Genomic DNA, 26,659 nt, shown 5'->3' on the forward strand with positions numbered 1-26,659 from the left:
TCCAGGCCTTGAACCCTTTGCGGGGTTCAAGGCCATCCTCTTCTAGGCCTGCTCGGTGATCACTGGAAAGGGCCGTCCCATCGCCACCCAATCGCGATAAAGCCTGGCCCGATCCTCCAGCGACATGAACATCCCCAACGGATTTTCAGCATCAACCTCTGTGCTCTCGACAGTCCGGTTCAGCCAGTTCCACAACTCGTCCGATGCCTGCGCCTCGCTCAACAGTCGCCAGACCCTCGCTTGCAACGCCAGATAGGCGACCTGAAAGTCCGCCGTCAGGCTGAGCCCATCGATGAGCCTCAGGAAACGGCTGCCTGATGGCTTGGCCGCCAAATGTTGCCAGATCGTTCGCCTGGCTTGCTGCAGTGCTTCGTCGCCCTCCTGTAGCCACACAACCGGATTGCCATAGTCGGCTCCTGGCGTACTCAACCACAGGTTGATCCCGGTGCGTCGCCGATGATCGACCAAGCGCCGCAACGTATCCTCGTCCGTCAGCGGGTTGCCCCAGAGTTTCACTCGATCCCGTGCGACGGCCTGGCTCACCACCGCTGGCGGAACCCGGGTGATTCGGTTATCGCTCAGGTCCAGCATCATCAGGTAGGGCTCGTCCCGAATTCCGATCGGGCATGTACCGATCCCTGTGCTCCTCAGGTTCACCCGGCGCAGTTCGTTCATCCCTAGCAACACCGGCGAAACACCCAAGGGGTTTCCACTTAAATCCAGTGATTGCAAGTTGATCAAGTCACACAGTTGCGACGCCGTGTTCTCCCTGAATTTCAGAAACGTGGCTTTCAGATTCAGCGTCGTGAGATGGCGCATTCGCGGGATCGTCGGCGGCAGAACACCCTCCATTTCCCCCGCCGGGTCAGTCAGCCGCAGATCGACTTTTTCCAAGCTCAAGACGCGCAGATTAGGGAAAGACTCAAGGAAGCCGTTCAAGCTCTCACGTTCAATCAGATGGAGTCCGCGCATCGACAGTTCAATCACTTCGTTGAACCTGACGTTCATGACCGGCAAGCGGTGGTAGTCCTCGAAGTCCAGATCCAGTTTGTATCCCGTTAACGTCTCCCCGGAATAAAGACGATTGGCCTGCGGCGGGCACTTTTGCCAGATAGCGATCAACTCGTCAGCCAGTTCCATTCGGGTCTCACGCTCGTGCTCCATCGCTTGCTGCACCAGCGTCACGTTATGCTCCGCGATTTGCGCATGATTCATGCCCACAGCGTCCTCGTCGCCAGCGGCCAGAAAGTCGATGTCCATGTCATCGAGATCCTGCAGGGTCTGGTCGATCCAACCCGTCAAGTCCGTACTCAGTTGCTCAAATTGTTGTTTCAATTCATCAAGCTGAGACTGAACGCTTTCTCCGGCATGCTGCAGCCATTCATCGGCCTGCGCATTACTGAAATCAGGATAAATATCAGTGATTTGCAGCCTCATCGTCTGGTGGGTCAGTGCCGCGCCCTGCGGGGTCGTCGGGAAGCCGCCGCCCCTCAAGCCGTGCATTTCGAAGGGTAGCCCGCCGTCCATTCTGCCCAGACCCAGGCCGAACTCGGCGCGTGATAGCGCATGGTCACGCAGATTGAGCTTCAGTTCGGTGGCCGGGCTCAACGACTGCAATTGCAGCGCCGCACGCTCATCCCCGGACAACGCATCGATGACAGCCCCGTAAAAATCCGTGTGCAAGAGGGTTTGGGTGGGTACGTCGAAGTATTGATAATGGTTACCGACTTTGACCAAGCGTCGAGAATGAGCGGCATCGAGGGAACCGCAACGATCCAGCACCCGACCTTGCGGCGAGCCGTCGAGCACCTCGATTCGCAGATTTTTCGGCCATCCGGGCAGGTTTTTCAGCGAATGCAAAGCCAGCGTGTCCGAATCGGAATGGGCCACCGACTGTAAATAAAGACCTTCGTAAGCACGAGTGAGGCGCACATGCCGCTGATACTGGCGGGCTTTGCTATCCAATTGCCTGAATAGGTCCCTGGCCTGGATCTCATCCGGCGTCGCCGTCAGTTCTACTCCATAACGATCAAGCATCTGCTCCACCGCACTTTTCGGCAGGCCGGGATATTGCTGTTGAAACAATCGGACCCATTCATGCTCCGAATATTGAAGTGCCTGATAACGACGGTTGAACAACTCCACTCGCCTGGCCTGCAATGCTTCATGCCAATGACTGCCTTCGACTACAGGTGTCGAGTCAGCCTGGGTTTTATCGATGACTTGCGTGACTTCCTGATCGATCCTGAACCGGCTGATGGTGTCGGCCAACACGGGAGCAGGTCGACGACCGGCCTGGATCATCCGCAGCATGTCGTCATCGACGTCGCTGACCTTGCCGATCTGCAGCAGGACTTCATCGCTGAAAGCGTCCACCGGGGCGCCTATCCCTCGCAGCAGGCTCAAACGACTCGGTATCCGCGCGGTCGGCTCCGGGGGAGCGATATGAACGGACGGATCACTAGCCGGTCTGTCGCCGGGTTGCACATCAGGCTCGCCAGTCTCGTGCTCGGTCCTGGTCAGCGCGGCGACCTCGGCGACCTCGGCGCCTTCGCGCTCTAACGACGCGACAGCCCCGACCAGCGGCAATGCGTTGAGCAAGCCGAACACCGTTCGCGTCACGCCTTCGGAACGCTCACTGGCTGTTTGCCCCTCGACGACCTCATCCAGACCGTAACCGGCATCAATAAGCCCGGCCAGCACCAACAATCCCTCACCTCCGGGCACAAACAACGCCAGTGGCCCGAACCGGTTGATCCATTGCACGACTGGTTCAACGAAAGCGCTTAGATTGTCACGGTTGACCTGGGCATCGTCGCGGATGATCTTGATGCTGTCCTGGGCGGCTTGCTTCATGGAATTCACCAACTGCGCAAAAGGATCGGTTGCGCTGGGTGAACGATCAAACTCGATGTAGTCGCCCGGATCCCAATGGCCATCATCGTTGAAGAACCCGGCACTCTTCGTCAGCCTGTGCATTTTGGGATAAATCGCCATGCCCTCCAGCGCGGTCAGTACACCCGCATGAAAGGTACCGTCCTCACGATCCTCTTCGGTGAAATGAGCCGCCAATGCATGTTTCGTATCGGCGGCCCTGCCCTGAGCCACGATCCATTGGCGCAACTGCCGACTGTCGGTGAACTCGTGCAATGGCGAAGAATTGCCGGGGATGTACAGCAACACCCTGGTACCTGATCGCTCTTGGAAGCACCAGATATCCGTCGCTGTATAACGGTATAGTTTCAACCGACTCGCCTCGACACCCGGAGGCATTTTTGTCGGCGCTTGCGATTGCTGGATCGTCAGCGCCTCCCAGGTCTGCGCGGCGGGCAACCCGGCGGCTTGCATGGCGAGTTCCAACCCCTTTCGCGACAGGCACCGTTCTTGATATTGCAGGTGGGCAGCCATGACGAAAGCGGCCTTGACCGATGTCCTCAGGGCATAAGGACCGGGAGCAGCGATGACCGCGTCCGACGGCCAGGCCTGATCAAGATAAGTCTGGTATCGATCAGAAAGAGACAACCCCCAGACCCACTGCTTGAAATCGGCGGGCCGCAGATTGATTTGCGTGTGCGGGCCATAGGATTGCGGAACCGTGGCGCGGTAAATGCCTTCATAGGTGTCGTGATTGCCACTGCCCACATAGGCAAACTCATCGACCTTCTCGACAATGCGCACTGACGGCCCGATGTCGGGCGGTGTGTACAGACCAAACACCGTTTCGCCGAAGCGCCCATCGCCCACCGTCTGATAATTGCCAAGCAGCGCCTGGACCAGGGTGCGGGAACTCCCCACCTGCCCCTGCTGGACACCATTCTCTGGAGGATGCCTATGGTAGTTATAGTCGAGCGTTACCAGCAGGGCTGTTTGCGGATCAATGTCGGCTCCCCACTTCTCCTTGATCAAGCGCTCGCCGAACTGGGCGGGGGTTCGTGGTAGTGCAGTTTCCACCGCGGCCTTCAGTTCGTTGCGCATCAGGACATTGGGCGTTGGGGCATCGCCATGGGCGTGATCATTCATGTGCATTCCATTGCAAATTATTGAGAATCACCAGAATAACCAGCGGCGACTCAAGCGTAAGTCGGAATGATCGGCAGGCCAGTTCGGACGTTTCGCAGAGTCCGCAGGAAAGTGAACAGTCTTAAATGCCGGACGAAAAAAACCGCGGAAATCCGCGGTTTGATTTTTTCCGGAGACGCCCGCCAAAGGCTCACCAGAAGCGTTGCTGGGTCAAGCGGCTCCACCAGTTCAGCAATACGCGATCAACCGAACCGCTGGCCGCGATGCCGATGCGTTCCTGAAGGCTTTTGCGTTCGGCGTAATGCAAGTGATAGAGCTCGGACTGCTTGGCTCGTTCGGCAAGGTATTCATCGCTGGTCTTGAGTTCATCCACCAGTTGCTTATCCAGGGCCGAGACGCCCAGCCAGATTTCCCCGGTGGCCACTTCGTCGATGGCCAGTTGCGGGCGATAGCGGGAAACGAAGTTCTTGAACAGCTGATGAGTGATGTCCAGGTCTTCCTGGAATTTCTCCCGGCCCTTCTCGGTGTTTTCGCCAAATACCGTCAGGGTGCGCTTGTACTCACCGGCCGTCAGGACTTCGAAGTCGATATCATGTTTTTTCAGCAGGCGATTGACGTTAGGCAACTGCGCCACCACGCCGATCGAGCCGAGGATCGCGAACGGCGCGCTGATAATCTTCTCGCCGATGCACGCCATCATGTAACCGCCACTGGCCGCGACCTTGTCGATACACACGGTCAACGGCACGCCGGCTTCACGAATCCGCGCCAGTTGCGAAGACGCCAAACCATAGCTGTGGACCATGCCGCCGCCGCTTTCCAGACGCAGCACAACTTCATCCTTTGGTGTGGCGAGAGTCAGCAGCGCGGTGATTTCGTGGCGCAGGCTCTCAGTGGCCGATGCCTTGATATCACCGTCGAAATCCAGCACGAACACCCGTGGTTTTGCCTCAGGTTTCTTCTTTTGCTTTTTCTCGGTTTTAGCCTGGGACTTGCGCAGGGCCTTGAGCTGGTCCTTGTCGAGCAAGGTTTGCTCCAGGCGTTCGCGCAGCCCCTTGTAGAAATCATTGAGTTTGCTGACTTGCAGCTGGCCCGGCGACTTGCGCCGACCTTTGCTGCGCAACGCCGCAAAACTGGCCAGGACCACCAGAATGGCGATCACCAAGGTGACGGTCTTGGCCAGGAAAATGGCGTACTCGGACAAAAGCTCCACAGGGACTCCTTCAATCAATGCGCGGATTAAACACGCGCGGGATACCTCCAGCATACCCATGCGCCGGCCAGACGACCAGCCGTGAAACCTCTGGCAACAGGCCTGTAACGGGCATTTCAAACAAGCGTATGTTTTTTCATTGACAGCTCACCGCCATCCTCATAACCTCGCCAAACCTTCAACGTACCGGGATGACGCGGACGTGGGCAGCATCTACTTGATTCGACATGGCCAGGCCTCCTTTGGTGCAGACGACTATGACGTTCTGTCGCCGACCGGTATTCGCCAGGCAGAACTCCTCGGCCAGCACCTGGCCGAACTCGGTGTCAGCTTCGATCGCTGCCTGTCGGGCGACCTGCGCCGCCAGCAACACACCGCCAACAGCGCGCTGGAACAGTTCGCCGCCGTCGGGGTGCCGGTGCCGGTGCTGGAAATCGATTCCGCCTTCAACGAATTCGACGCCGACGCAGTGATCCGTGCCCTGCTGCCGGCCATGTTGGAGGACGAGCCCCAAGCGCTGGATATCCTGCGCAACGCCGCACAAAACCGTGCTGAATTCCAACGCATCTTTGCCTTGATCATCGAGCGCTGGCTCGCCGGCACCTACGACACACCGGGCCTGGAGAGCTGGCTGGGTTTCGTCGAACGCGTACAGGCCGGTCTGAATCGATTGCTCGAACACGCCGACAATACCCAGAAAATCGCCGTGTTTACCTCCGGTGGCACCATCACCGCCCTGCTCCACCTCATTACGCAAATGCCTGCCAGGCAGGCCTTTGAACTGAACTGGCAAATCGTCAACACCTCGCTCAACCTGCTCAAGTTTCGTGGTCGCGAGGTGGCCCTGGCTTCCTTCAACAGTCACGCACACCTGCAACTGCTGAAGGCCCCGGAACTCATCACGTTTCGCTGAGTCCGGATTATTGTGACCCTGGCTGTAATCACCCAGCTCTTATTACCCAAGAAAGGATCGAACCATGACCTCCGTAGCTGATGCCGTACAAGCAATGAAAGCCAAGTTCAACCCAGCCGCTGCTGCCGGTCTGGACCTGGTCTTCGGTTTCCGCATCGACGACACCAAGAACTTCTCGCTGATCGTCAAAGACGGCACCTGCGAACTGCAAGAAGGCGAGAACCCGGACGCCCAGGTCACGCTGGTAATGGACGGCGAAACCCTGCAAGGCATCGTCGACGGTTCGACCGACGGCATGCAAGCGTTCATGGGCGGCAAACTGCGCGCTGAAGGCGACATGATGCTGGCCATGAAACTGTCCGAGCTGTTCCCAAGCTAAGCACGCCGCCCCCGTCTTTCGGGAGCGCGTCTGGCTGCAAACGAATCCCGCCCCTTGTGGCGGGATTCGTTTTTTTTGCCCTCGGAAAACGGCTCTCTGCGGATTTGCCGACTATATTCCTTCTGGCCGCATGCGTCAGACATCGGCTGTTTGCCCTCGCTTCTTTTGTGAAGATCTTAGTGGAGAGCACTGCCATGAGCCCACCTGACGAGCCCAACGACTTCAACCGTCGCCGTGTACTGCAAGGCCTCTCGGCAGGTGCCGTCGGCGCCTGGGTCAGCCCGTTATTCGCAGGGAGCAAAACCATGCCCGACACCCCGGCAGACCTGATTCTGTACAACGGCCGCTTGCACACGGTGGACCGCAAGAAACCCCAGGCCAGTGCCGTCGCGATCAAGGACGGGCGCTTCGTGGTGGTCGGCAGCGACGCCCAGGCCATGGCCCTGCAAGGTCCCGGCACGCAGATCATCGACCTGCATGGACGCACGGTGATTCCCGGTCTCAACGATTCCCACCTGCACTTGATCCGTGGCGGTCTGAATTACAACCTCGAACTGCGCTGGGAAGGCGTGCCGTCCCTGGCCGATGCCCTGCGCATGCTCAAGGAACAGGCCGATCGCACGCCCACACCGCAATGGGTGCGGGTGGTCGGAGGCTGGAACGAGTTCCAGTTTGCAGAGAAGCGTCTGCCGACGATTGAAGAACTGAACAAGGCTGCGCCGGACACCCCGGTATTCGTCCTTCACCTCTACGACCGCGCCCTGCTCAACCGTGCAGCGCTGAAAGTGGTCGGTTATACCCGCGATACGCCGAACCCGCCGGGCGGCGAGATCCAGCGCGATGCCAATGGCGATCCAACCGGCATGCTGATCGCCCGCCCCAATGCGATGATCCTCTACTCGACCCTGGCCAAGGGGCCGAAGCTGCCGTTGGAATACCAGGTCAACTCGACCCGTCAGTTCATGCGAGAACTCAATCGACTCGGCGTCACCAGTGCCATCGATGCCGGCGGTGGTTATCAGAATTTCCCGGACGACTATCAAGTCATCCAGCAATTGGCCAAAGACCAACAGCTCACGGTGCGCATTGCCTACAACTTGTTCACCCAAAAACCCAAGGAAGAGCTGACCGATTTCAAAAACTGGACCAGCACCTCCCATTACGGCCAAGGAGACGACTTTCTGCGGCACAACGGCGCCGGGGAAATGCTGGTGTTCTCCGCAGCGGATTTCGAAGACTTTCTCGAACCCCGCCCCGACCTGCCGCAAACCATGGAGCAGGAGTTGGAGCCGGTGGTGCGGCATCTGGTGGAACAGCGCTGGCCCTTCCGCCTGCACGCCACCTACAACGAATCCATCAGCCGCATGCTCGACGTGTTCGAGAAGGTCAACCGGGATATGCCGTTCGACGGCTTGCCGTGGTTCTTCGATCATGCTGAAACCATCAGCCCACGCAACATCGAACGGGTGCGAGCCCTCGGTGGCGGCATTGCCATCCAGGATCGCATGGCGTTTCAGGGCGAATATTTCGTCGACCGTTACGGCGCGAAGGCAGCCGAAGCGACACCACCGATTGCGCGCATGCTCGCCGAAGGTGTGCCGGTGGGCGCGGGCACCGATGCCACGCGAGTGTCCAGCTACAACCCCTGGACCTCGATGTACTGGCTGGTCAGCGGCCGCACCGTCGGCGGGCTGGCGCTGTACCCGCAAGGCTTGAGCCGCGATACCGCGCTGGAACTGTTCACCCACGGCAGCGCCTGGTTTTCCTCCGAACAAGGCAAAAAAGGCCAGATCAAAGTCGGGCAACTGGCGGATCTGATTGCGCTGTCGGCGGACTACTTCCACATCGAAGACGAAGCCATCAAATGGATCGAGTCGGTGCTGACCATTGTCGACGGCAAGATCGTCTACGGCAGCGTCGAGTTCGAAAAACTGGGGCCTGCGCCCATCCCGGTGATACCTGAGTGGTCGCCCGTGGTGAATGTACCGGGACACTGGAAACCACTGGCGCCACTGACCGCGCAAGTGCACCAATGCGTGGGCGCTTGCGCGGTGCATGCCCACAGCCATGAACGGGCGCGGCTGTCGTCAGCGCCGGTCAGTGACTTTCAAGGGTTCTGGGGGGCGTTTGGCTGTTCGTGTTTTGCGTTTTGAACGAAATATTTCCAAACACTATCCATCTAATGTGGGATCGCCGCACCGGCTCCCACATTAAATCCGAAGTAATTAGGGCGGGCAGTGAAATCTGTGGCGAGGGAGCTTGCTCCCGTCCGGCTGCGCAGCAGTCGTAAACCATCCGATGAGGTGCCTCTGAAGAACTGCAGTGGCAGGTTTTGGGGCCGCTTCGCGCCCCAGCGGGAGCAAGCTCCCTCGCCACAGACGGTATCCGCTGGCAGCGCCTGCTCTTACAATGCCCGCACCTCCCGTATCGGCCTGCCCATGGACATCGACCTCGCCCGCACCTTTCTGGAAATCGTCCGCCACGGCAGCCTGGCCGCGGCGGCTGAAAAGCTGCACGTCACTCAGACCGCGATCACCGCCCGGGTGCAAAAGCTCGAAAGTCAGCTGGGTAGCACGCTGTTCGTGCGTAACCGCGCCGGTGCGCGCCTGACGCCGAACGGTGAGGCCTTTGTGGTTTACGCCAATCAACTGGTGCAGACCTGGGAAGCTGCGCGCCGGGACTTGCCGCTGCCCGAGGGCTACCGCGACGTGCTGCACATCGGTGGCGAGGTCAGTCTGTGCAACCCGTTGATGCTCAGCTGGGCCGGCGAGCTACGCGAGAAGATTCCCAGCCATGCCCTGCGCATGGAAATCCGTGACGGCGAAAACCTGCTGCGTCAACTGGAGCTGGGGGTGCTGGATGCCGCGCTGGTCTATCAGCCCGAGTACTGGCCACGCCTGCAAGTCGAGCAAGTGCTGGAAGAAAAACTCATCCTGGTACGCCTGGCCGGACGGCCCGATCCTTACGTGTATATCGACTGGGGCCCGGACTTCCGTCGTCAGCACGATGCCGCGCTGCCGGAAAAAGCCAAGGCGGCCTTGAGCTTCAACCTCGGACCGCTGGCCTTGCAGTACATTCTGGAAAACGGTGGCAGCGGCTATTTCCGTACCCGCGTGGTCCAGAGTTACCTGGAAAGCGGCGTGCTGGAGCCAGTGCCCAAAGCCCCGGAGTTCAGCTATCCGACTTACCTGGTTTACTCCCGGGACCGCGACTCCGCGACCTTGCAACGAGCCTTCGATTTACTGCGCGAAGTGATCAAGACGGATGACGACTGGTCCCAGCGCTGGGACCCCTTGACCTGACGCCAGGCGTCTTGCACCGGAGCATGGCGCATGTGTCCTCAAGGTTGGGCCAGCCTCTGCGGTGGGATCGACTAATCTGCTGGTTATAACAATAACCACAGGTGAACGCAGTGAGGCAGACCACCGAAGCATTCCGCGCGCGCTACCGTGCCGATATTCATCCGCTCTACAACCCCTGGCTGCACGGCGCCTTTGTGCTGCTGTTCGGGTTGCTGGCCATCGGCGCGTTCTGGAGCACCGTGCATCAGGTACGCCCCCTGGAGTGGCTGGCGGTGCCGCTGACCCTATTGTTCTTCAACTTCGGCGTCTACGTCGTGCATCGGCATCTGGGGCACCACAAAAAGCACCTGGCGCGAATGTTTTACGCCCGTCACGCCGGTGACCATCACAGCTTTTTCACCCCCGGTCACATGACCTACGACAATGCGCGAGACTGGCGAGTGATTCTGTTTCCGGCCTGGCTGATCGTGTTGCACACCCTCGTCATCACCGCGCCCGCGTGGTGGTTGCTGGCTCAGCTCAATGGCAACGTCGCGGGGCTGTTCGGCGGCTGCATGGTCCTCGGTTATCTGACTTATGAAGTGTTCCATGCCTGCGAACATTTACCGCCCGGCAACCCGCTGACACGTCTTCCGTGGATTCGCCAGATGCGCCGTTTGCATGAACTGCACCATCGCCGTGAGCTGATGCAGGAGCGCAATTTCAATATCGTGTTTCCACTGATGGATTGCCTGTTCGGCACCTTGTACTGGGAATCGGAACAAGCGCCTCCACACCTGACGAGAACGCCCACCCGCCTGCAGCACGTGATCGATATCGCTGGAAATCCGCTCGCCGTACTCGCCTACGCCAGCACGGCGACACGTTGGCCGGAGTGGCATCCGTCCTCCCTCAAGGTCGATGGTCAGAGTGGCCCGCTGTATGCCGGGGCGCGGTTCGAGGAAGACATTCGGGCCGGCGGACGTGAGGGGCATTTGCGCTGGGAGGTCGATGAATACCTGCCCGGTCGCCGCTGGAGCGCTCGTGCCCGGGGCGATCATGGATTGTCGTTGAGGGTGACTTACGAGTGCGAGGCTGAGGGCGACGGCACGCGGTTTGTCCGCACCCTGGAATATGGCTTCAGCGGTGTGGTGATGCGCATCGCCAATCGACTGCTGCTCAAGCGGCGCATTGAGCGTGAATCGGCGCAATCGATGCTGGCGTTACGCGAGATGGCGCAAAAACATCTGGCCTCGACAGGAGTCACCGCGTGAAAAAAGCCCTCAAATTTCGCCATTTTTTGTTGCTGTTGATCATTGTGATTGGCGGCTTCCTGTTGTTATTACCCACCAAAGTCCAACCGATCGCCTGGACACCGTCACCGGCGCCCTCCCTCATCGATGGCATCTACACAGACAATCAGCGCCCAAAGGCGTAGAACGTGTCGGCGCCGCTGACATCGACGGCCCGGAGGCATTGCTGCTGGAGGAAGACGCCCTCATCACCGGCCTGCATGACGGTCGGCTGATTCGCACCAGCCTCGACGGCAAGACCACCAAGGTACTGGCCGATACCGGCGGCAGGCCATTAGGCCTGGCGCGGCACCCCAACGGTTTGCTGGTGATCGCCGACGGGATCAAGGGTTTGCTGTCGCTCGATGCTCAGGGCCGGTTGATTGCATTGAGCACCACGGCCAACAACGTGCCCTTTGGTTTTACCGATGACGTGGCCATCGACAAGGCCGGGCATTATGCCTATTTCAGCGATGCTTCCAGCCGTTGGGGTTACGGCAAGGATGGCGAGGCAATCATCGAGCACGGCGGCGACGGCCGTTTACTGCGTTATGACTTCCAGACCGGCAAAACGACGGTCCTGCTGGAGAAACTGGAGTTCGCCAACGGCGTGACCCTGGGGCCTGATGATGCGTTTGTGCTGGTCAACGAAACCGGTGCCTATCGCATCAGCCGCTATTGGCTGACCGGGCCGAAAGCCGGAACCCACGATCTGTTCATCGACAATTTGCCAGGGCTGCCGGACAACCTGGCATTCAATGGCCGCGACCGTTTCTGGGTGGCGCTGTATACACCGCGCAATGCACTGCTCGACGCCACGGCGCCCTACCCTCTGGTACGCAAAATGATCGTGCGCGCGATGACGATCCTGCCCAAACCGGTGGAGAACCGAGCCTTCGCCCTCGGCCTGGACCTCCACGGTAAAGTGATTGCCAATTTGCAGGACGCCAGCAGCGGCAACTACTCACCCATCACCACCGTGCGCGAGTATGGGGACTGGTTGTATCTGGGATCGCTGAAAGCTCGGCACATGGCGCGGTTGCCGTTGAGTACGGCATTGCAGTAGTAATGGCGATCAAACTGTAGGAGCAGGCTTGCTCGTGAATGACGCCACGCCAGCCAACATCAATGTTGAATGTCAGTTCTTGGAGCAGCTGGCGAAGCCTGTGTTCGGCTGTAGCAGCTGTCGAGCCCCAGCGAGGCTGCTGCTACAGGGTTATTGGGTGGTTTGAGTGTCGGGGTCGTCCTGCTTGTCCTCATTGTCCGGCAATTCATCGATGCCCGGTTCATCCTCGGGGTTGACGGTGGTGCGTCCCGGACTTAAGGGTTCTGGATGAGTCGGGATCGGGTCGAAGCCGCCCTGTTCTTCGCTGGGGTACTTTTCTTTATGGGGAAAGGCTGGATCGGGCATGGGGCACCTCGCACGGGCCGCAAAGTCGGGCTCTGATCGTTCGAGGTGCCGGTATTTATCCCCGTTCCAATTTTTCAGGTGCCGGTCGTCGGTAGTTTGGTATGGACGTCAGGACGGCGTCTGGAGTCGTTCAACGATCTTCTTCTTGAACTGCACACGCTTCTCCTTGAGCTTCTTGAGTTCGTCATCGCTAAGTGCATTCGATAGTGCAGACTCGGCTTTCAACACTTCCGCGTCCGTCTGGGAGTACTTGTTGAGCAGTGAATCCAGTAACGGATCCTTGGTGCGTTTTTGCTGGATCTCTTCCTTCGTGCAGCGTAAATCCTGATAAAGGTCATGAGTCACCGGCATGGAACACCTCCGTTCGTTAATCGGCGGCAAACGCGATCAATTGCGTTCACCAACTATCAGAATGGCCTTGCTTACCCTGTTCTGTCGACCGTCTATCAGACCAGCGGTGTCCGTTCGTCGTCCTGTCGCAAATGCGATAAAACCTTTGCATTAGCGCCCGCCTCCATTGATTAACGATCACCTGGATCGCCCATAAAAACCTGTGTGGAGAATGTCCGATGGACGGATTCAATCTGCGTCACCTCGCCCTGGCCGTAGCCTTGAGCACCAGCATGGGTACAGCTTTCGCTGCCGATTCCAATGATTTCGTCGATGACGCCACCGCCGGTGGCATCGCGGAAGTCGAAACCAGCAAATTGGCCTTGGAAAAAAGCTCATCGGCTGACGTCAAGGCGTTCGCCAACATGATGATCACCGATCATTCCAAAGCCAATGATGAACTGGCGGCACTGGCGAAAAAGCATGACATTGAGGTGCCGGACACGACGACGTTGGTCAAACAGGCCAAGGAAAAAATTCTCGACTGGCGCGATGAATCCTTTGACAACGCCTATGCAAACAATCAGGTAAAAGCTCACGAAGAAGCCATTGAACGGTTCAAAAAAGAAGCCAACACAGTGACGGACGACAAGACCAAAGGCGCTACCGAACTCAAGGCCTTCGCACAAAAAATGTTGCCGGCGCTGGAAAAACACCTGGATATGGCGAAAAAACTCCAGGCGGCTCATCCCGATAAATAATCCCCGCAGGAACAAGGCTTGCCCGGTGATTGCTCATCGCGGGTAAGCCTTGATGCCGACGCCCTCTGTAGGAGCGAGCGGGCGGCGATCCGACTTGCCCGCGAACAAGGCCCCGCGGAGTATCAGGTACCCCGCGTCATCGTTCTTCGCGGGCAAGCCTCGCTCCTACAGAGGGCGCAGTCTCAACCACCCAGCACGCTGCGGATCATGCTCAACAGCGCTTCAGGGCCATAGGGTTTGCTCAGCAGATAAGTGTCGGGGCTGAGTTGGTGATTGCGCGAAATAATGTCCCGAGTGTGGCCGGAGGTAAACAGCACCGCCACCGGAGGATTCTGCACCTTGGCCCAGGCGGCCAGGTCCGCGCTTTTGATCAAACCGGGCATGACCACATCGGTGAAGATCAGGTCCACCGCCATGCCATCGAGCAACATCTGCATCGCCAAGTCACCGTTGGCCGCGGTCAAAACCTGATAGCCCTCTTCACCCAACAAGTCCACCGTCGAGCCACGCACCGCTTCATTGTCCTCAACCACCAGAATGGTTTCATGCCCGCCACGGTGCTGCGGATCATGGCGCGTTGTTTCACTGGGCAACGGGCGCAAGCTGCGCGGGAAATACAGCTGCACCCGGGTGCCCTGCCCGACGACGCTGGAGATTTCGATATGCCCGTCACTCTGTTTGACGAAACCGAACACCATGCTCAAACCCAGGCCAGTGCCCTGGCCATCAGCCTTGGTGGTGAAAAACGGTTCGAAGGCCTGTGCGAGCACTTGAGGCGGCATGCCGACACCCGTGTCAGCCACCGCGACGCAAACATAGTCGCCAGCAACGATGCCCTTGCCTGCGCAAAACTTGCGGTCGAGGACAATGTTCTCGACACTCAGGGCAATGATCCCCTCGCCGTTCATGGCGTCTCGGGCGTTGATCGCGAGGTTGAGAATGGCATTTTCCAGTTGATTGCGGTCCACGTAGAGATGCCATGGATCGTCAGGCGCCGTCACCTTGATCTGGATAGTTTCCCCCAGCGCCCGCTGCAACAATTCTCCCAGTCCTTCGAAGATCTGCCGTGGGTCGCAGACCGCCGGTGACAATGGCTGACGACGGGCGAATGCGAGTAATTGTGAAGATAGTTTGGCACCGCGCTCGACCGCGGCAATCGAAGCACTGACCCGGCGTTGCACGTTGGCGTTGTCCGGTTCGTGACGCGCCAGCAAGTGCAGGTTGCCGGCGATGACCTGCAACAGGTTGTTGAAGTCATGGGCCACCCCGCCGGTGAGACCGCCGATGGCTTCGAGTTTCTGTGACTGACGCAATTGCTCTTCGGCCGCCAGCCGCGCTTCAACTTCGTCGGCGACTCGCTGCTCCAGGTTGCGGGTGAATTTGAGCAAGGACTCTTCGGCAGTCTTGCGTTCGTGGATGTCAATCAACACCCCGGGAAAGCGGAACGCCTCGCCTTGCTCATCGAACTCGCAACACCCGCTGGCCAGCACCCACAGGTAACTGCCATCGGGACGCAGAACCCGGTATTCGGCGTTATAGGGTACGCCGGTTTCCACTGACTGTTTGATCCGCTCCTGAACCCAACTGCGGTCGTCTGGATGAATCTGCATTTCGGCAATGAGCGGTGGCAGGTTGGCCAGGTCCTGGTCGAGCGGATAGGAAAACGTGCGGGCGAAGCGTTCGTCGGCAGACAGCACATCAGCCTTGATATCCCAGACGAACGAGCCGAGCAAAGCCCCGGCATTGAGAGCCAGGCGAACCCTTTCGTTGTCGGCGCGATAAGCGCTTTCGGCTTCCTGGCGGCGGCGCTCGGAAATCACATGGTCAGTGGTGTCAACCACCATCGCCATGACCCCGGCGGGATGCCCGTCATCATCGGCGACGGGACTGTAGTAAAGATCCATCCAGACGTCTTCGGGTACGCCGTCACGCAACAACACTAGGGCTTTGTTGTGGTAGGACAAGGTACCGCCCGCAAGGCAGATATCCACCACATGCCGATTGAATTCGGCGACCTCTGGCCAGCCCAATTCCACCGGGGAGCCCAACAGATAAGGATGGCGCCCACCGGCAAATCTCGAGTAGGCATCGTTATAGATCATGTAACCGGGCCGGCCCCACAGCATCACCATCGGCAGCGGTGAGGCGAGCAATAATTGCACCGCGCTGCACAGGCTTGCGGGCCAGGTCTCGATGGGCCCGAGCTCGGTCAGGCTCCAGTCGAACGCGCGAATGCGTCCGGCCATTTCGCCGCTCCAGCCGGTACATCCGTGGCTATTGTCTAGAAACTGCATCGACTGGCCTATGTCCTGTGAATGACATGTTTTCAGGCAGTGCAACGGCGTAAGGAGACGGTGCGTGCCCGTTTGTTTCGAGCACCGCCGACGCCAATGGTTTCATAGAGGTATAGCTGAATTGTCGCAGGTTCAGTGGAAATCCCGGCTACGCACATGGATACCGTCGAGCAATGAACTCAGGTCGCTCAAGCGTCCGGCAATCAGATGCCGCACCTCGCCTTCCTTTTCCCAGCGCCCATCGACCTTGAGCAATTGCGAGCCGACCAATACCTGCCGCTGCCGTTCGGCCAGGTCGCGCCAGACCACCACATTGACGTTGCCGAACTCGTCTTCAAGCGTCACGAAGGTCACGCCGCTGGCGGTGCCCGGACGTTGCCGACCGGTGACCAACCCGGCGACGCTGACCGGTCGGCCGTGCTCGACCTCCATAAGCTCTTTCGAACTGCGGCAACGCCGGGCTTTCAATTCACCCCGCAGCAATGCCAGCGGATGCGGGCCGAGGGTGGTGCCGACACTGTTGTAATCGGCTTGCAGGTCTTCGCCCACGGTGGGTTTGGGCAGAGACACCGCCGGCTCTTCCTGACTTGGCAAACCGGCAAACAAGCCGAGTTGTTTCTGCACCCCCGCCACCTCCCAGCGCGCCCGATGCCGATCACCGGCCAGCCCGCGTAACGCACCGGCATCGGCCAGTTGCTCCTGGGCGCGGGCATCGAGTCGCGCCCGTTGGCCAAGGTCGGCGATGTCGGCAAACGCCCCTTTCGACCGTGCAACTTCAATGCGCCTGGCATCGTCCTCGCGAAAGCCCTTGATCATCCGCAACCCCATGCGAATGGCCGGTTGCGCGCCGGTGATCGGTTCCAGACTGCAATCCCAGTCACTGGCCCGCACGTCCACCGGACGAATCTGCAAATGATGCCGGCGGGCGTCCTGAAGAATCTGGTCCGGGCTGTAGAAACCCATGGGCCAGCTGTTGATCAGCGCACAGGCGAAGGCCGCCGGCTCGTGGCATTTCAACCAGCAACTGGCGTAGGTCAGCAAGGCGAAACTGGCGGCGTGGGATTCGGGAAAGCCGTAATTGCCGAAGCCTTTGATCTGCTCGAAGATCTGCGCGGCGAACTCCTCCGTGTAGCCGTTTTTCTTCATTCCGTCCGCCAGACGCTCCTTGTGCGGCTCCAGTCCGCCGTGGCGTTTCCAGGCGGCCATGGAGCGGCGCAATTGATCGGCCTCGCCGGGACTGTAGTCGGCGGCGACAATCGCAATCTGCATCACCTGCTCCTGGAACAGTGGCACGCCCAGAGTGCGCTTGAGCACTACTTCGAGTGCTTTCGACGGATAGACCACCTCTTCTTCGCCCTTACGCCGCCGCAGATAGGGATGCACCATCCCGCCCTGAATTGGCCCCGGGCGAACGATCGCCACCTCGATCACCAGATCGTAGAAATTCTTGGGCTTGAGCCTCGGCAACATCGACATCTGTGCCCGGGACTCGATCTGGAACACCCCGATGGTGTCCGCATGGCCGATCATCTCGTAGGTTTGCGGGTCTTCGGCCGGCACCGTCGCCAGACTCAGGTCGCGGCCACGGTGCCGACGCAGCAGATCGAAACAACGGCGAATCGCGCTGAGCATGCCCAGCGCGAGGATATCGACCTTGAGCAGCCCGACCGCATCCAGATCGTCCTTGTCCCACTGGATGATGGTGCGCTCGGCCATGGCGGCGTTTTCCACTGGCACCAGGCTATCCAGGGGCTGCTCGGAAATCACGAAACCGCCAGGGTGCTGGGACAGGTGCCGGGGGAAACCGATCAACTGCCCCGTCAGGCTCAACACCCGGCGCAACACCGGGCTGTCGGGATCAAAACCACCTTCACGCAGGCGCTCGACGGGCGGCGCCTGATCACTCCAGTGGCCACAACAGTCGGCCAGGGCGTTGACCTGATCCGGTGGCAAACCCATTGCCTTGGCCACATCGCGTACGGCGCCGGCACCATGGTAAGTGCTGACCACCGCCGTCAACGCCGCACGGGCCCGGCCATAACGCTGGAACACGTACTGCAGGACTTCTTCGCGCCGCTCGTGCTCGAAATCCACGTCGATATCTGGCGGTTCGTTGCGCTCTTTGGAGAGAAAACGCTCGAACAGCAATGTGCTCCGCTCCGGGTCGATCTCGGTGATCCCCAGCACGAAGCACACCGCCGAGTTGGCGGCGGAGCCGCGCCCCTGACAAAGAATGTGTTGCTTGCGGGCGAAATTCACAATGTCGTGAACCGTCAGGAAATAACTTTCGTAACCCAACTCGGCAATCAGCTCCAATTCCTTGTCGATCTGCGCCAATACCTCGGCTTTAGGACCTCTTTCCCAGCGCCAGCGAATACCCTTTTCAGTCAAGGCTCGCAGCCAGGACGTGGCCGTATGCCCTTCAGGCACCAGCTCCCGGGGATATTGATAACGCAACTGACCGAGGTCGAACGTGCAGCGCCGGGCGATGGTCAGCGTCTCGTCGAGCAGTGACTGCGGATAGAGATCACGCAAGGCATCGAGGCTGCGCAAATGCCGTTCGCCATTGGGGTGCAGACGCAACCCGGCCTCGGCCACCGGCAAGTGATGACGGATCGCAGTCATGGTGTCCTGCAAGGCACGTCGGCCGCGGGCGTGCATGTGCACATCGCCGCTGGCCACCGCCGGGATCCGCAGTTCTCGCGCCAGGGTCAGCAGCGCCGCCAATCGCCGGGTGTCGCCCTGCCCGCGATGTAACTGAATGCTCAGCCAGAGGCGCTCGGCGAAGGTCTGCTTCAGCCAGTGGCCCTGCTCAAAGTCATCGACGGCGTCCGGTACCCATAACGCCAACAGCCCCGGCAACGGCTCGCCGAAATCCTCCCGCAGCACCTGATACTGGCCTTTCTGCGTGCGGCGTCTGGCGCGGGTAATCAGGCGGCACAGGGTTTGATAACCCTCGAGGTTTTCCACCAGCAGTACCAGTTTCGGACCGTCTTCGATGCGTATTTCACTGCCGATGATTAGCGGCAATTCCACGGCCTTGGCCACCTGCCAGGCACGGACAATACCCGCCAGGGTGCATTCGTCGGTGATCGCCAACGCTTGATAGCCCTGTTTTTTCGCCCGCTGAAAAAGCTCAAGCGCACTGGAAGCACCACGCTGGAAACTGAAGTTCGACAGGCAGTGCAGCTCCGCGTAATCGACATTCATGCGAACCAGCCTTGCAGCCACAACGGACCGCCTTCACCCACCGTCCGATAGGCCCAGCCCTGCTGACCGGAGCGGGTTTCGATCAGGTAGTAATCGCGGCGCACGTCGTCGCCGTCCCACCAGCCCGACTCGATGCGTTCCGGTCCCATGAGGATGCGCGTCGAACCTTCGTGTACTGCCTGCGGTTCAGTTAGTAGCCAGCCCGGGCGTTGCACGGCAGGCAGTACCCCACAGGTCTGGCTGTCGACACTGGCCTGCCACGCGCATTCCGGCCGATGATCGGCCTGGAACCGCAGGCCTTGCACCGCGTCATCCCCCAACCGTGCGCGCAAGCGTTCGCGCAGTTGCTCCCAAGGCAAGGATTGCTGCGGACGATCGTCGAACAGTTCCTGGTACTGGGGCACAAAGGTCGGCAAGTCTTCAGCGCGCAGACGAAAACCGCGCACCGGCGCCTCGACCTGAACCTGTTCCAGACGCCCCCGGGCCAGTTCGAACAGCATCGCCGGATCGCGCTCGGCACTGAGCAGGCCGACCTTGATCAGCGTGTCTGGCAACCCGGCGTGCTCCAGGTGCAGGTCAAAACGCTGCACACCGCTGTCCCGTCCGCAGAGAAACGCCGCCAGATCCCCGGTCAGCCTGCGCAACGGAAACAGCAACGCCTGATGGGACTGCACATCGAAGTTAAGCTCGATGCGCACATCGAAACGGTCCGGCGGCAGGTAAAACGCCAGCGCCAGCCGTCGCTCGCCGAACAGGCTGTCCAGATGCTTGAGCACCTGAGCCTCGAAACGCCGGGCCAGGCTATGTCGTGGCAGCGCCTGCACCTGACTCAAGGTGCGCAGCCCCATGCGCGACAGTGCCGTGGCAACGCTTGGCTCCAGAGCGATCCGGTCGACGGGCAACTGCCCGAGGTGGTGCTGCAAGGCTTCATTGTCCGGCACCACCAGACCGTCATAAACGTTGGCCAGCACCCGCGCCGCCACCGGGTTGGGTGCGGCGACAATCCGGTGACGAAACCCCAGCTCGCCGAGTTCGGCTCGCAATCGCGCCTCGAACTGCGGCCAGGGCCCGAACAAGCCCAGGCTGGATTCGATTTCAAACACCACGGCTCGCGGATAATGCACGCTGACCTGAGAGCTGAACCGATAGGCCCAGGCGGCCAGGAATTGCTGCCAGTGTTCGATCTCGGCGGCGTCATATTCGGCGGTGACAAAACTTTTGCTCAGGGCCTGGGCGGCGGTCATCGACTGGCCGGGCCGCAAGCCCAGCGCCCGCGCCGAACCGTTGACCGCCTGTAGCACCCGACGCTGGGCCGGACCGGTCAGTAGCGCCAGCGGCTCATTGGGGTCGGGGCGCTGACGCAGTACCGCGTCCAGCGCCAATTGCGGGAAGAGAATGCAAACCCAGCGCATGGCAACCTCAATGCCCGACGGCAAAGGCAATCGGCGCCGAACGGGCCAACCCGCCCCGGCACTTGAGTACCCGCAATTGCGCAGGTTTGGCGTCGATGGCGATGCGCAGGGCCGCTGGCGACGGGTTGATGGCTTCACTGATCGAGCGATAGGCGAACGCCAGGGTCTGACCGGTTTCCGCCGCCACCTGCAAACGTCGCAACGCCCGATCGTCGGCTTTGTGCGGCCAGCACAACACCGCCCCGCAACTACCTGAACGCAGACATTGTTCCGCCGCCCATAGCGCATCGCGCTCACTGGCCTGGATGATCGACAGTTGCCGTAAATCGACCCCGGCGTTCTGCCAGGCCTGGGGATACGGCACGTAAGGCGGTGCCACCAGCATGATGCGCTCCCCCGCCGCCGACAGCCGCGCCAGCGCTGGCCACACCAGTTGCAACTCACCCACGCCCTGCCCGGCCAGGAGGATTTCAGTCAGCGCCGCTTCCGGCCAGCCGCCAGTGGGCAATGCCGCATCCAGCGCCGCATGCCCCGTGGGTTGCGGGCTTACGGCCGGTGGCGCAGGCCGGCCCTTCCAGACCTGGCCGCCATTGAACAGCGTATCCAACGCAACGACGGCGCCCATCATCCTTGCCTCACCAGACCGCAGAACACGCCTTCGATGGCCAGGTCCTGATCGGCTCGAACAATGATCGGCAGGTAAGCCGGATTGCGCGGTAGCAGGCGAACAGAATCGCCGACCCGCTCAAAACGCTTGATGGTGACTTCGCCGTCGAGCCGCGCCACCACAATCTGGCCGTTGACCGCTTCGGGATTGCGCCGCACGCCCACCAGATCGCCGTCGAGAATGCCGTCCTCGATCATCGAATCGCCCTGCACCCGCAGCATGTAATCCGGTACCCGCGAGAAAATCGACGGATCAAGCAGCAAACGGCTGTGAACCTCGGCATCGGCACCGATCGGCGCACCGGCCGCCACTCGACCAAGTACCGGAACGTCCAGCAGCTCGGACCGGGGCGGTTGATTCAGCAGTCGGATGCCGCGCGCCTGATGCGCATTGACCTCAATAAAACCGGCTTCGGTCAGCGCCAGCACGTGCTTGCGCGCCACGCTACGGGAGGCGAAACCAAAGGCCTCGCTGATTTCAGCGAGGCTCGGGGGCTGACCGTGTTCGGCGATTCGATCGCGGATGAAAGTCAGGATGGCGGTACGGCGGGGAGTTAAAGTCGTCATGGAGTACATTTGTACTCTTTTGGGTTTTACCTGACAAGGACCGCCAGTCAGCTTGCCACGCACCGCGCTCCTACAGGGGTGGGGTTAACCCGGACTTCGACCAAGGCAGAACCTGCGTCGGCGTGTCCAACTTTGCCCAGCGTGGTGGCGGCTTCTTGTTTAGCCGATACGCAATGCGCGCAGGTCGAGGCGGCCGTCCTTGAGTGGTGGGCACCAGTAGTAGCCGCCAGTGATCGGTCGGCTGATGCGATACAGACCGTCGGTGATGCCGTCTTCCAGACCGCTCATGCGCCGCAGCTGGGATTCGAACGCGTCGAGGGAAAAACCGAAAGCCAGGAACATCAGGCCGGCGCGATCACCTTCGATCCACGGCATCGAACGACGGACCACGAAGGCTTCGGGCGTGAAGCTTTCCTGAGCGGTGCGTTTGACGTGGGCAGAGATTGGCGCGTCATCGAGTTCTTCGTTGTCGCTCAGGCGCCGCCCCATGATGTTGTCCTTCTCGTGGGACGGCATCGCGTGAAAGCCTTTCAAGTCATGCTGCCATTGCTGGATCGCGGCGAAGCTGCCACCGACCAGACCATCCGCGCCTTCGCTCAGCACTGCGGCTGCTACAGCGGCTTCGTCGTGAGGGTTTTCGGTGCCGTCTTCGTAACCGGTCAGATCATGGCCGCTCATGTGACGGAAGGTTTCGTTCATCTGCACCAGACGCAGGGCCGGTGCCAGCGCGGCTTCGATCGCATGACTGCGATTGAGCAGTTCGCCACGGTCAACACCGTGCAGCCAGCACCAGAGCGCGTGTTGGGTCGACGGGTTGTCGACGCCAACACCGACCAGCGCAGGAAAGGCGCGCAGCCCGTCGATCTGCGCGTGCAGCGCCTTGACCAGGGATTCACCGAAACCGACCACCGCCGACTTTCCGTCCACCAGGCGCATCAGGTTATCCAGCGCAGCCGGCAGAGCCTCGGCGGATTCAAGGGCGAAGAACATATGACGAGCTTGAGGCGGAACAGGGGTGGCGAGAATGCCCGGCTGGTAGTAACTCATATGAACTCCTTCAGAAAGAGCGTGAAGTTTAACCGGGGGATCGTTACTTGTGTGTTTTCAGGGCCAAAGATTGCCCCGTAGCAGCTGCCGAGCCTGCGAGGCTGCTACAGGGCTTTCAGGACCGGATGAGTCGGCAGCGCCAAAAAATCATAAGATGAGCCATGACAAGCGAGTCCGAGGTCTGCTAAAACGATTCATCAGTGCATCACCCAATCCAGACGGGGTAGCGATATGACCACAGCACAGATCCTTGGCAACCTGTTTCCCACCGCCGACAACGTCCCGGAAAAATACCGCCTGAACGGCCCGACCGAGCAGCGCGAGTATCTGGTCGATGGCGAACTGAAAACCTGGTCCGGCCCCCTCGCCCAAGTCCGCAGCCCGGTGTACCTGAGCGGCGCGAATGGCGACGAACAAGTGATCCTCGGCAGCACGCCGCTGCTCGATGCCGAGACCGCATTGACCGCGCTCGACGCCGCCGTCCGCGCCTATGATCGCGGCCAGGGCCTGTGGCCGACCATGCGCGTGGCCGAGCGTATCCAGCACGTCGAAACCTTCCTTGCTCGCATGCGCGAACAGCGCGAGGCGGTGGTCAAGTTACTGATGTGGGAGATCGGCAAAAACCTCAAGGACTCGGAAAAAGAGTTCGACCGCACCTGTGATTACATCGTCGACACCATCAACGCCCTCAAGGAACTCGACCGCCGCTCCAGCCGCTTCGAACTGGAACAGGACACCCTCGGCCAGATCCGCCGCGTTCCGCTGGGCGTGGCGTTGTGCATGGGGCCTTACAACTATCCGCTGAACGAAACCTTCACCACGCTGATTCCGGCGCTGATCATGGGCAACACGGTAGTGTTCAAGCCGGCCAAGCTTGGGGTGTTGTTGATTCGCCCGCTGCTCGAAGCGTTCCGCGACAGTTTCCCGGCCGGGGTGATCAACGTCATTTACGGCAGCGGCCGCGAAACCGTCAGTGCCCTGATGGCCAGCGGCAAGATCGACATCTTTGCGTTTATCGGCACCAACAAGGCCGCCAGCGACCTGAAAAAACTCCATCCAAGACCTCACCGCTTGCGCGCGGCCCTGGGCCTGGATGCAAAGAACCCCGGCATTGTTTTGCCTGAGGTGGATCTGGACAACGCGGTCAGCGAAGCCGTCACCGGCTCCCTGTCGTTTAACGGTCAGCGCTGCACCGCGCTGAAAATCCTCTTCGTCCACGAAGACGTGGTCGAGGCGTTCATCGAGAAGTTCAATGCCAAACTCGCCGGCCTCAAACCCGGCATGCCGTGGGACAGTGGCGTGGCGCTGACGCCGTTGCCGGAATCAGGCAAGGTCGATTACCTGCACACGCTGGTGGCAGATGCTGTAAGCAAAGGTGCGACCGTGGTCAATCCCAATGGCGGTGAGTCTCGCGCATCGTTCTTCTACCCTGCCGTGTTGTACCCGGTGACCCCGCAGATGCGCGTCTACCAGGAAGAACAGTTCGGCCCGGTCGTGCCGATCGTGCCTTACCGTCATCTGGACACCGTGATCGATTACGTCCTGGAATCCGACTTCGGCCAGCAACTGAGCATCTTCGGCACCAACCCGGTTGCAGTTGGCAGGCTGGTGGACACCTTCGCCAACCAGGTCGGGCGGATCAACCTCAACGCCCAGTGCCAGCGCGGTCCGGATACCTATCCATTCAACGGCCGCAAGAACTCCGCCGAGGGCACGCTGTCGGTGCACGATGCGCTGCGGGTGTTTTCGATTCGGACCCTGGTGGCGACCAAGTTCCAGGAGAGCAGCAAAGAGCTTCTCAGCGAGATCATCAGCGGACGAAACTCGAGCTTCCTGACCACCGACTACATCTTCTGAGGACACCGAGCCTGAGCATCATCAGAGGCCTTCGACTGCCACCGCTGTTGCGCCGGATACTGCGTCCGTTGCTGGACCCGTACCGGCGCTACCGCCACGCCAAACTGATCCATGCGGTGCGGGTTTCGTTGGGATTGCTGGCGACGATCCTGCTGACCACCGGTATCAACCTGCCCCACGGCGAATGGGCGTCGGTGACCATGCTGGTGGTGATCGGTGGTTTGCAACACCACGGTAATATCGGCAAAAAAGCCGCCGAGCGGGCCATCGGCACCTTGATCGGGGCCGGAGTCGGCTTGTTGCTGGTGGCGCAACAGGCCTGGCTCGGGATGCCGTGGCTGACCTATTTCGCAATGTCGGTGGTGTGCGGATTCTTCTCGTACCACGCCATCGGCAAGGGCGGTTACACGGCGCTGCTGTCGGCGATCACCGTGTTTATCGTCGCAGGACACGGTGACAACCCGGTCACCGATGGCCTGTGGCGCGGGGTGGATATTCTGATCGGCATCGCCTTGGCGCTGGCCTTCTCCTTCGCCCTGCCGCTCTATGCGGTGTACTCCTGGCGCTACAACCTGGCCGATGCGCTGCGCGACTGCGCGGCAATCTACGGCCGCATCATCAGGGGTGAGTCCGTCACCGCTGACGAACACCTGAAACTGATGAATCGCTTGAACACGGTGATGATACAACTGCGCTCATTGATGCCCTCGGTGTCCAAGGAAGTGCGGGTTTCCATGACCGAACTCGATGCGATTCAGCGCAATCTGCGGATGTGCGTCAGCATCCTGGAAATCCTCGGCAATAGCCGACCGAATGCCGATGACTCCGAGGCAATGGTCCACCTGCAATCGGCATTGAAAGCCGAGCACCGACAGATCCGGGTGCAACTGATCGGTATGGCTCGGGCATTGAAATCGGGCGCTTCTCAACGGCTCAGCCGGCCAGCCGAATCGCCATCGGACTCAACGCTCGATGCGTCGGTCTACAGTCCGCTGGATGGCTATCAATTGCTGACCCGACAATTGACCGCGAACATCGGCGAGATGCGCCAGCGCTTGGCGAAGACCGCACCGCGCTGGAACATCTGAGAGGCTGCTTATTGTGTAGCCACCCGCCGAAGCTTCAAGCCCCAACCCTGTTGCATCCCGGCGGCGGCCAACAGAATCGCGGCAACACCGATCCATTGCAGCGGTTCCAGTCGATGCCCGAAGGCGAACCAGTCAACGAAAATCGCCGCAATCGGGTAGATGAACGACAGCGCGCCGGTCAGCGCTGTCGGCAGCTTTTGAATCGCGCCGTAGAGCAGCACATACATCAAACCGGTATGCACAATGCCCAGGGTCACCAGACTGGCCCAGGCACTGGGCGTTTGCGGTATCGCCGAGAAATGCGCAAAGGGCGCGAGCAACAGCACGCCGGTGCAGACCTGGATCAACGCGATCAGATGCGGTGGCGTGCCGGTCAGGCGCTTGATGATCAACGCGGCAATCGCATACAGAAAGGCAGCCCCCAACGCCAGACCAATCCCCATCAGGTAATCGTTGCCACCCTCGCCCTGCTCACCATGTGCGCTGACAATCGCCAGCATCCCGAGAAACGAAATGCCCAGCCAGAACAGTTTCTGCAGGGTGATTTTCTCCCCCAGAAACAGCGCGGCCAGCCCCACCAGCATGAACGGCTGGACGTTATAAACCGCCGTGCCGATGGCAATCGAGGCGCGGGAATAGGACGCGAATAACAGCACCCAGTTACCGACAATCGCCACACCGCTTAGTACCGCCAGCAAGAAGGTGGTGGACGTCAAAATGCCAGGGCGCAGAAAACCGAACGCCGCGCAGATCAGCAATAAGGTGGCGGCACCGAACACGCAGCGCCAGAACACCACGTCCAGCACCGGTTGCCCGGACACCAGCACGAACCAACCAATGGTCCCGGAAATCAGCATGGCGGCGGTCATTTCGAATGACCCGCGACGTAGTGTTTTGTCCATCATCAACCTCCCGTGT

The 26,659-nt window shown here is 60.2% G+C and carries 19 protein-coding genes and 1 pseudogene; 9 read left to right on the plus strand and 11 right to left on the minus strand.

Features of this window, described 5'->3' with window-relative positions:
- Positions 1 to 42 precede the first annotated feature (42 nt).
- A complete protein-coding gene (locus tag CKW20_RS14330) occupies positions 43 to 4,020 on the minus strand; it encodes a dermonecrotic toxin domain-containing protein (RefSeq protein ID WP_095053490.1) in 3,978 nt (1,325 codons plus the stop codon).
- A 190-nt stretch (positions 4,021 to 4,210) separates the two neighbouring features.
- Positions 4,211 to 5,233, minus strand: a complete 1,023-nt coding sequence (gene sohB / locus CKW20_RS14335) for a protease SohB (protein WP_095053491.1) — start codon at positions 5,231 to 5,233, stop codon at positions 4,211 to 4,213.
- 202 nt (positions 5,234 to 5,435) lie between these two features.
- Here sohB and CKW20_RS14340 point away from each other — a divergent pair, with 202 nt between their 5' ends.
- From CKW20_RS14340 to CKW20_RS14365, 6 genes and pseudogenes are all read left to right on the plus strand, one after another.
- Positions 5,436 to 6,146, plus strand: coding sequence for a histidine phosphatase family protein (locus tag CKW20_RS14340; protein WP_095053492.1), 711 nt, complete (start codon positions 5,436 to 5,438; stop codon positions 6,144 to 6,146).
- 64 nt (positions 6,147 to 6,210) lie between these two features.
- Entirely contained in the window at positions 6,211 to 6,525 is a 315-nt protein-coding gene (locus CKW20_RS14345) for an SCP2 sterol-binding domain-containing protein (RefSeq protein WP_030129053.1), read from the plus strand.
- A gap of 305 nt (positions 6,526 to 6,830) precedes the next feature.
- Positions 6,831 to 8,678, plus strand: coding sequence for an amidohydrolase (locus CKW20_RS14350; protein ID WP_095053655.1), 1,848 nt, complete (start codon positions 6,831 to 6,833; stop codon positions 8,676 to 8,678).
- Positions 8,679 to 8,963: 285 nt separating this feature from the next.
- Positions 8,964 to 9,827, plus strand: a complete 864-nt coding sequence (locus CKW20_RS14355; protein WP_095053493.1) for a LysR family transcriptional regulator — start codon at positions 8,964 to 8,966, stop codon at positions 9,825 to 9,827.
- Between the two features lie 110 nt (positions 9,828 to 9,937).
- Positions 9,938 to 11,080 (plus strand): SRPBCC family protein, encoded by a 1,143-nt coding sequence (locus CKW20_RS14360; RefSeq protein ID WP_095053494.1) that lies wholly within the window; start codon positions 9,938 to 9,940, stop codon positions 11,078 to 11,080.
- Positions 11,077 to 12,164: pseudogene (locus tag CKW20_RS14365) on the plus strand (SMP-30/gluconolactonase/LRE family protein). Before CKW20_RS14360 ends, CKW20_RS14365 begins: the two are co-directional and overlap by 4 nt.
- 150 nt (positions 12,165 to 12,314) lie before the next feature.
- Here CKW20_RS14365 and CKW20_RS14370 read toward each other — a convergent pair.
- Positions 12,315 to 12,509: a hypothetical protein gene (locus CKW20_RS14370; RefSeq protein ID WP_095053495.1), complete on the minus strand. Its 195-nt coding sequence runs from the start codon at positions 12,507 to 12,509 to the stop codon at positions 12,315 to 12,317.
- A gap of 108 nt (positions 12,510 to 12,617) precedes the next feature.
- Positions 12,618 to 12,860, minus strand: a complete 243-nt coding sequence (locus CKW20_RS14375) for a hypothetical protein (protein ID WP_095053496.1) — start codon at positions 12,858 to 12,860, stop codon at positions 12,618 to 12,620.
- A gap of 218 nt (positions 12,861 to 13,078) precedes the next feature.
- Here CKW20_RS14375 and CKW20_RS14380 point away from each other — a divergent pair, with 218 nt between their 5' ends.
- The gene (locus CKW20_RS14380; RefSeq protein WP_095053497.1) at positions 13,079 to 13,600 is read left to right on the plus strand and encodes a DUF4142 domain-containing protein; all 522 of its coding nucleotides are present in this window, start codon (positions 13,079 to 13,081) and stop codon (positions 13,598 to 13,600) included.
- A 182-nt stretch (positions 13,601 to 13,782) separates the two neighbouring features.
- On the opposite strand, the gene CKW20_RS14385 is transcribed toward CKW20_RS14380, so the two are convergent.
- The 6 genes from CKW20_RS14385 to CKW20_RS14410 form a co-directional block, all read right to left on the minus strand.
- The gene (locus CKW20_RS14385) at positions 13,783 to 15,894 is read right to left on the minus strand and encodes a PAS domain-containing sensor histidine kinase (RefSeq protein WP_095053498.1); all 2,112 of its coding nucleotides are present in this window, start codon (positions 15,892 to 15,894) and stop codon (positions 13,783 to 13,785) included.
- Positions 15,895 to 16,026: 132 nt separating this feature from the next.
- Entirely contained in the window at positions 16,027 to 19,125 is a 3,099-nt protein-coding gene (locus CKW20_RS14390; RefSeq protein ID WP_218228005.1) for an error-prone DNA polymerase, read from the minus strand.
- On the minus strand, positions 19,101 to 20,516 hold the full coding sequence (locus tag CKW20_RS14395; RefSeq protein WP_095053500.1) for a DNA polymerase Y family protein: 1,416 nt from the start codon (positions 20,514 to 20,516) through the stop codon (positions 19,101 to 19,103). Before CKW20_RS14395 ends, CKW20_RS14390 begins: the two co-directional genes overlap by 25 nt.
- Positions 20,517 to 20,523: 7 nt before the next feature.
- Positions 20,524 to 21,141: a translesion DNA synthesis-associated protein ImuA gene (gene imuA / locus CKW20_RS14400; protein WP_095053501.1), complete on the minus strand. Its 618-nt coding sequence runs from the start codon at positions 21,139 to 21,141 to the stop codon at positions 20,524 to 20,526.
- A complete protein-coding gene (gene lexA / locus CKW20_RS14405; RefSeq protein WP_095053502.1) occupies positions 21,141 to 21,758 on the minus strand; it encodes a transcriptional repressor LexA in 618 nt (205 codons plus the stop codon). Before lexA ends, imuA begins: the two co-directional genes overlap by 1 nt.
- 150 nt (positions 21,759 to 21,908) lie before the next feature.
- Positions 21,909 to 22,796: a Dyp-type peroxidase gene (locus CKW20_RS14410; protein WP_095053503.1), complete on the minus strand. Its 888-nt coding sequence runs from the start codon at positions 22,794 to 22,796 to the stop codon at positions 21,909 to 21,911.
- Positions 22,797 to 23,027: 231 nt separating this feature from the next.
- Between CKW20_RS14410 and CKW20_RS14415 the strand changes: the two genes are divergently transcribed.
- Both CKW20_RS14415 and CKW20_RS14420 read left to right on the plus strand, forming a co-directional pair.
- Positions 23,028 to 24,653: an NADP-dependent glyceraldehyde-3-phosphate dehydrogenase gene (locus CKW20_RS14415; protein WP_095053504.1), complete on the plus strand. Its 1,626-nt coding sequence runs from the start codon at positions 23,028 to 23,030 to the stop codon at positions 24,651 to 24,653.
- 68 nt (positions 24,654 to 24,721) lie between these two features.
- Positions 24,722 to 25,741, plus strand: coding sequence for an FUSC family protein (locus CKW20_RS14420; RefSeq protein ID WP_095053505.1), 1,020 nt, complete (start codon positions 24,722 to 24,724; stop codon positions 25,739 to 25,741).
- Between the two features lie 8 nt (positions 25,742 to 25,749).
- Here the strand turns inward: CKW20_RS14420 and CKW20_RS14425 are convergent, their stop codons facing one another.
- The gene (locus CKW20_RS14425; RefSeq protein ID WP_095053506.1) at positions 25,750 to 26,643 is read right to left on the minus strand and encodes a DMT family transporter; all 894 of its coding nucleotides are present in this window, start codon (positions 26,641 to 26,643) and stop codon (positions 25,750 to 25,752) included.
- Positions 26,644 to 26,659 lie beyond the last annotated feature (16 nt).

It is taken from the genome of Pseudomonas sp. Irchel s3b2 (assembly GCF_900187445.1).
GTDB lineage: Bacteria > Pseudomonadota > Gammaproteobacteria > Pseudomonadales > Pseudomonadaceae > Aquipseudomonas.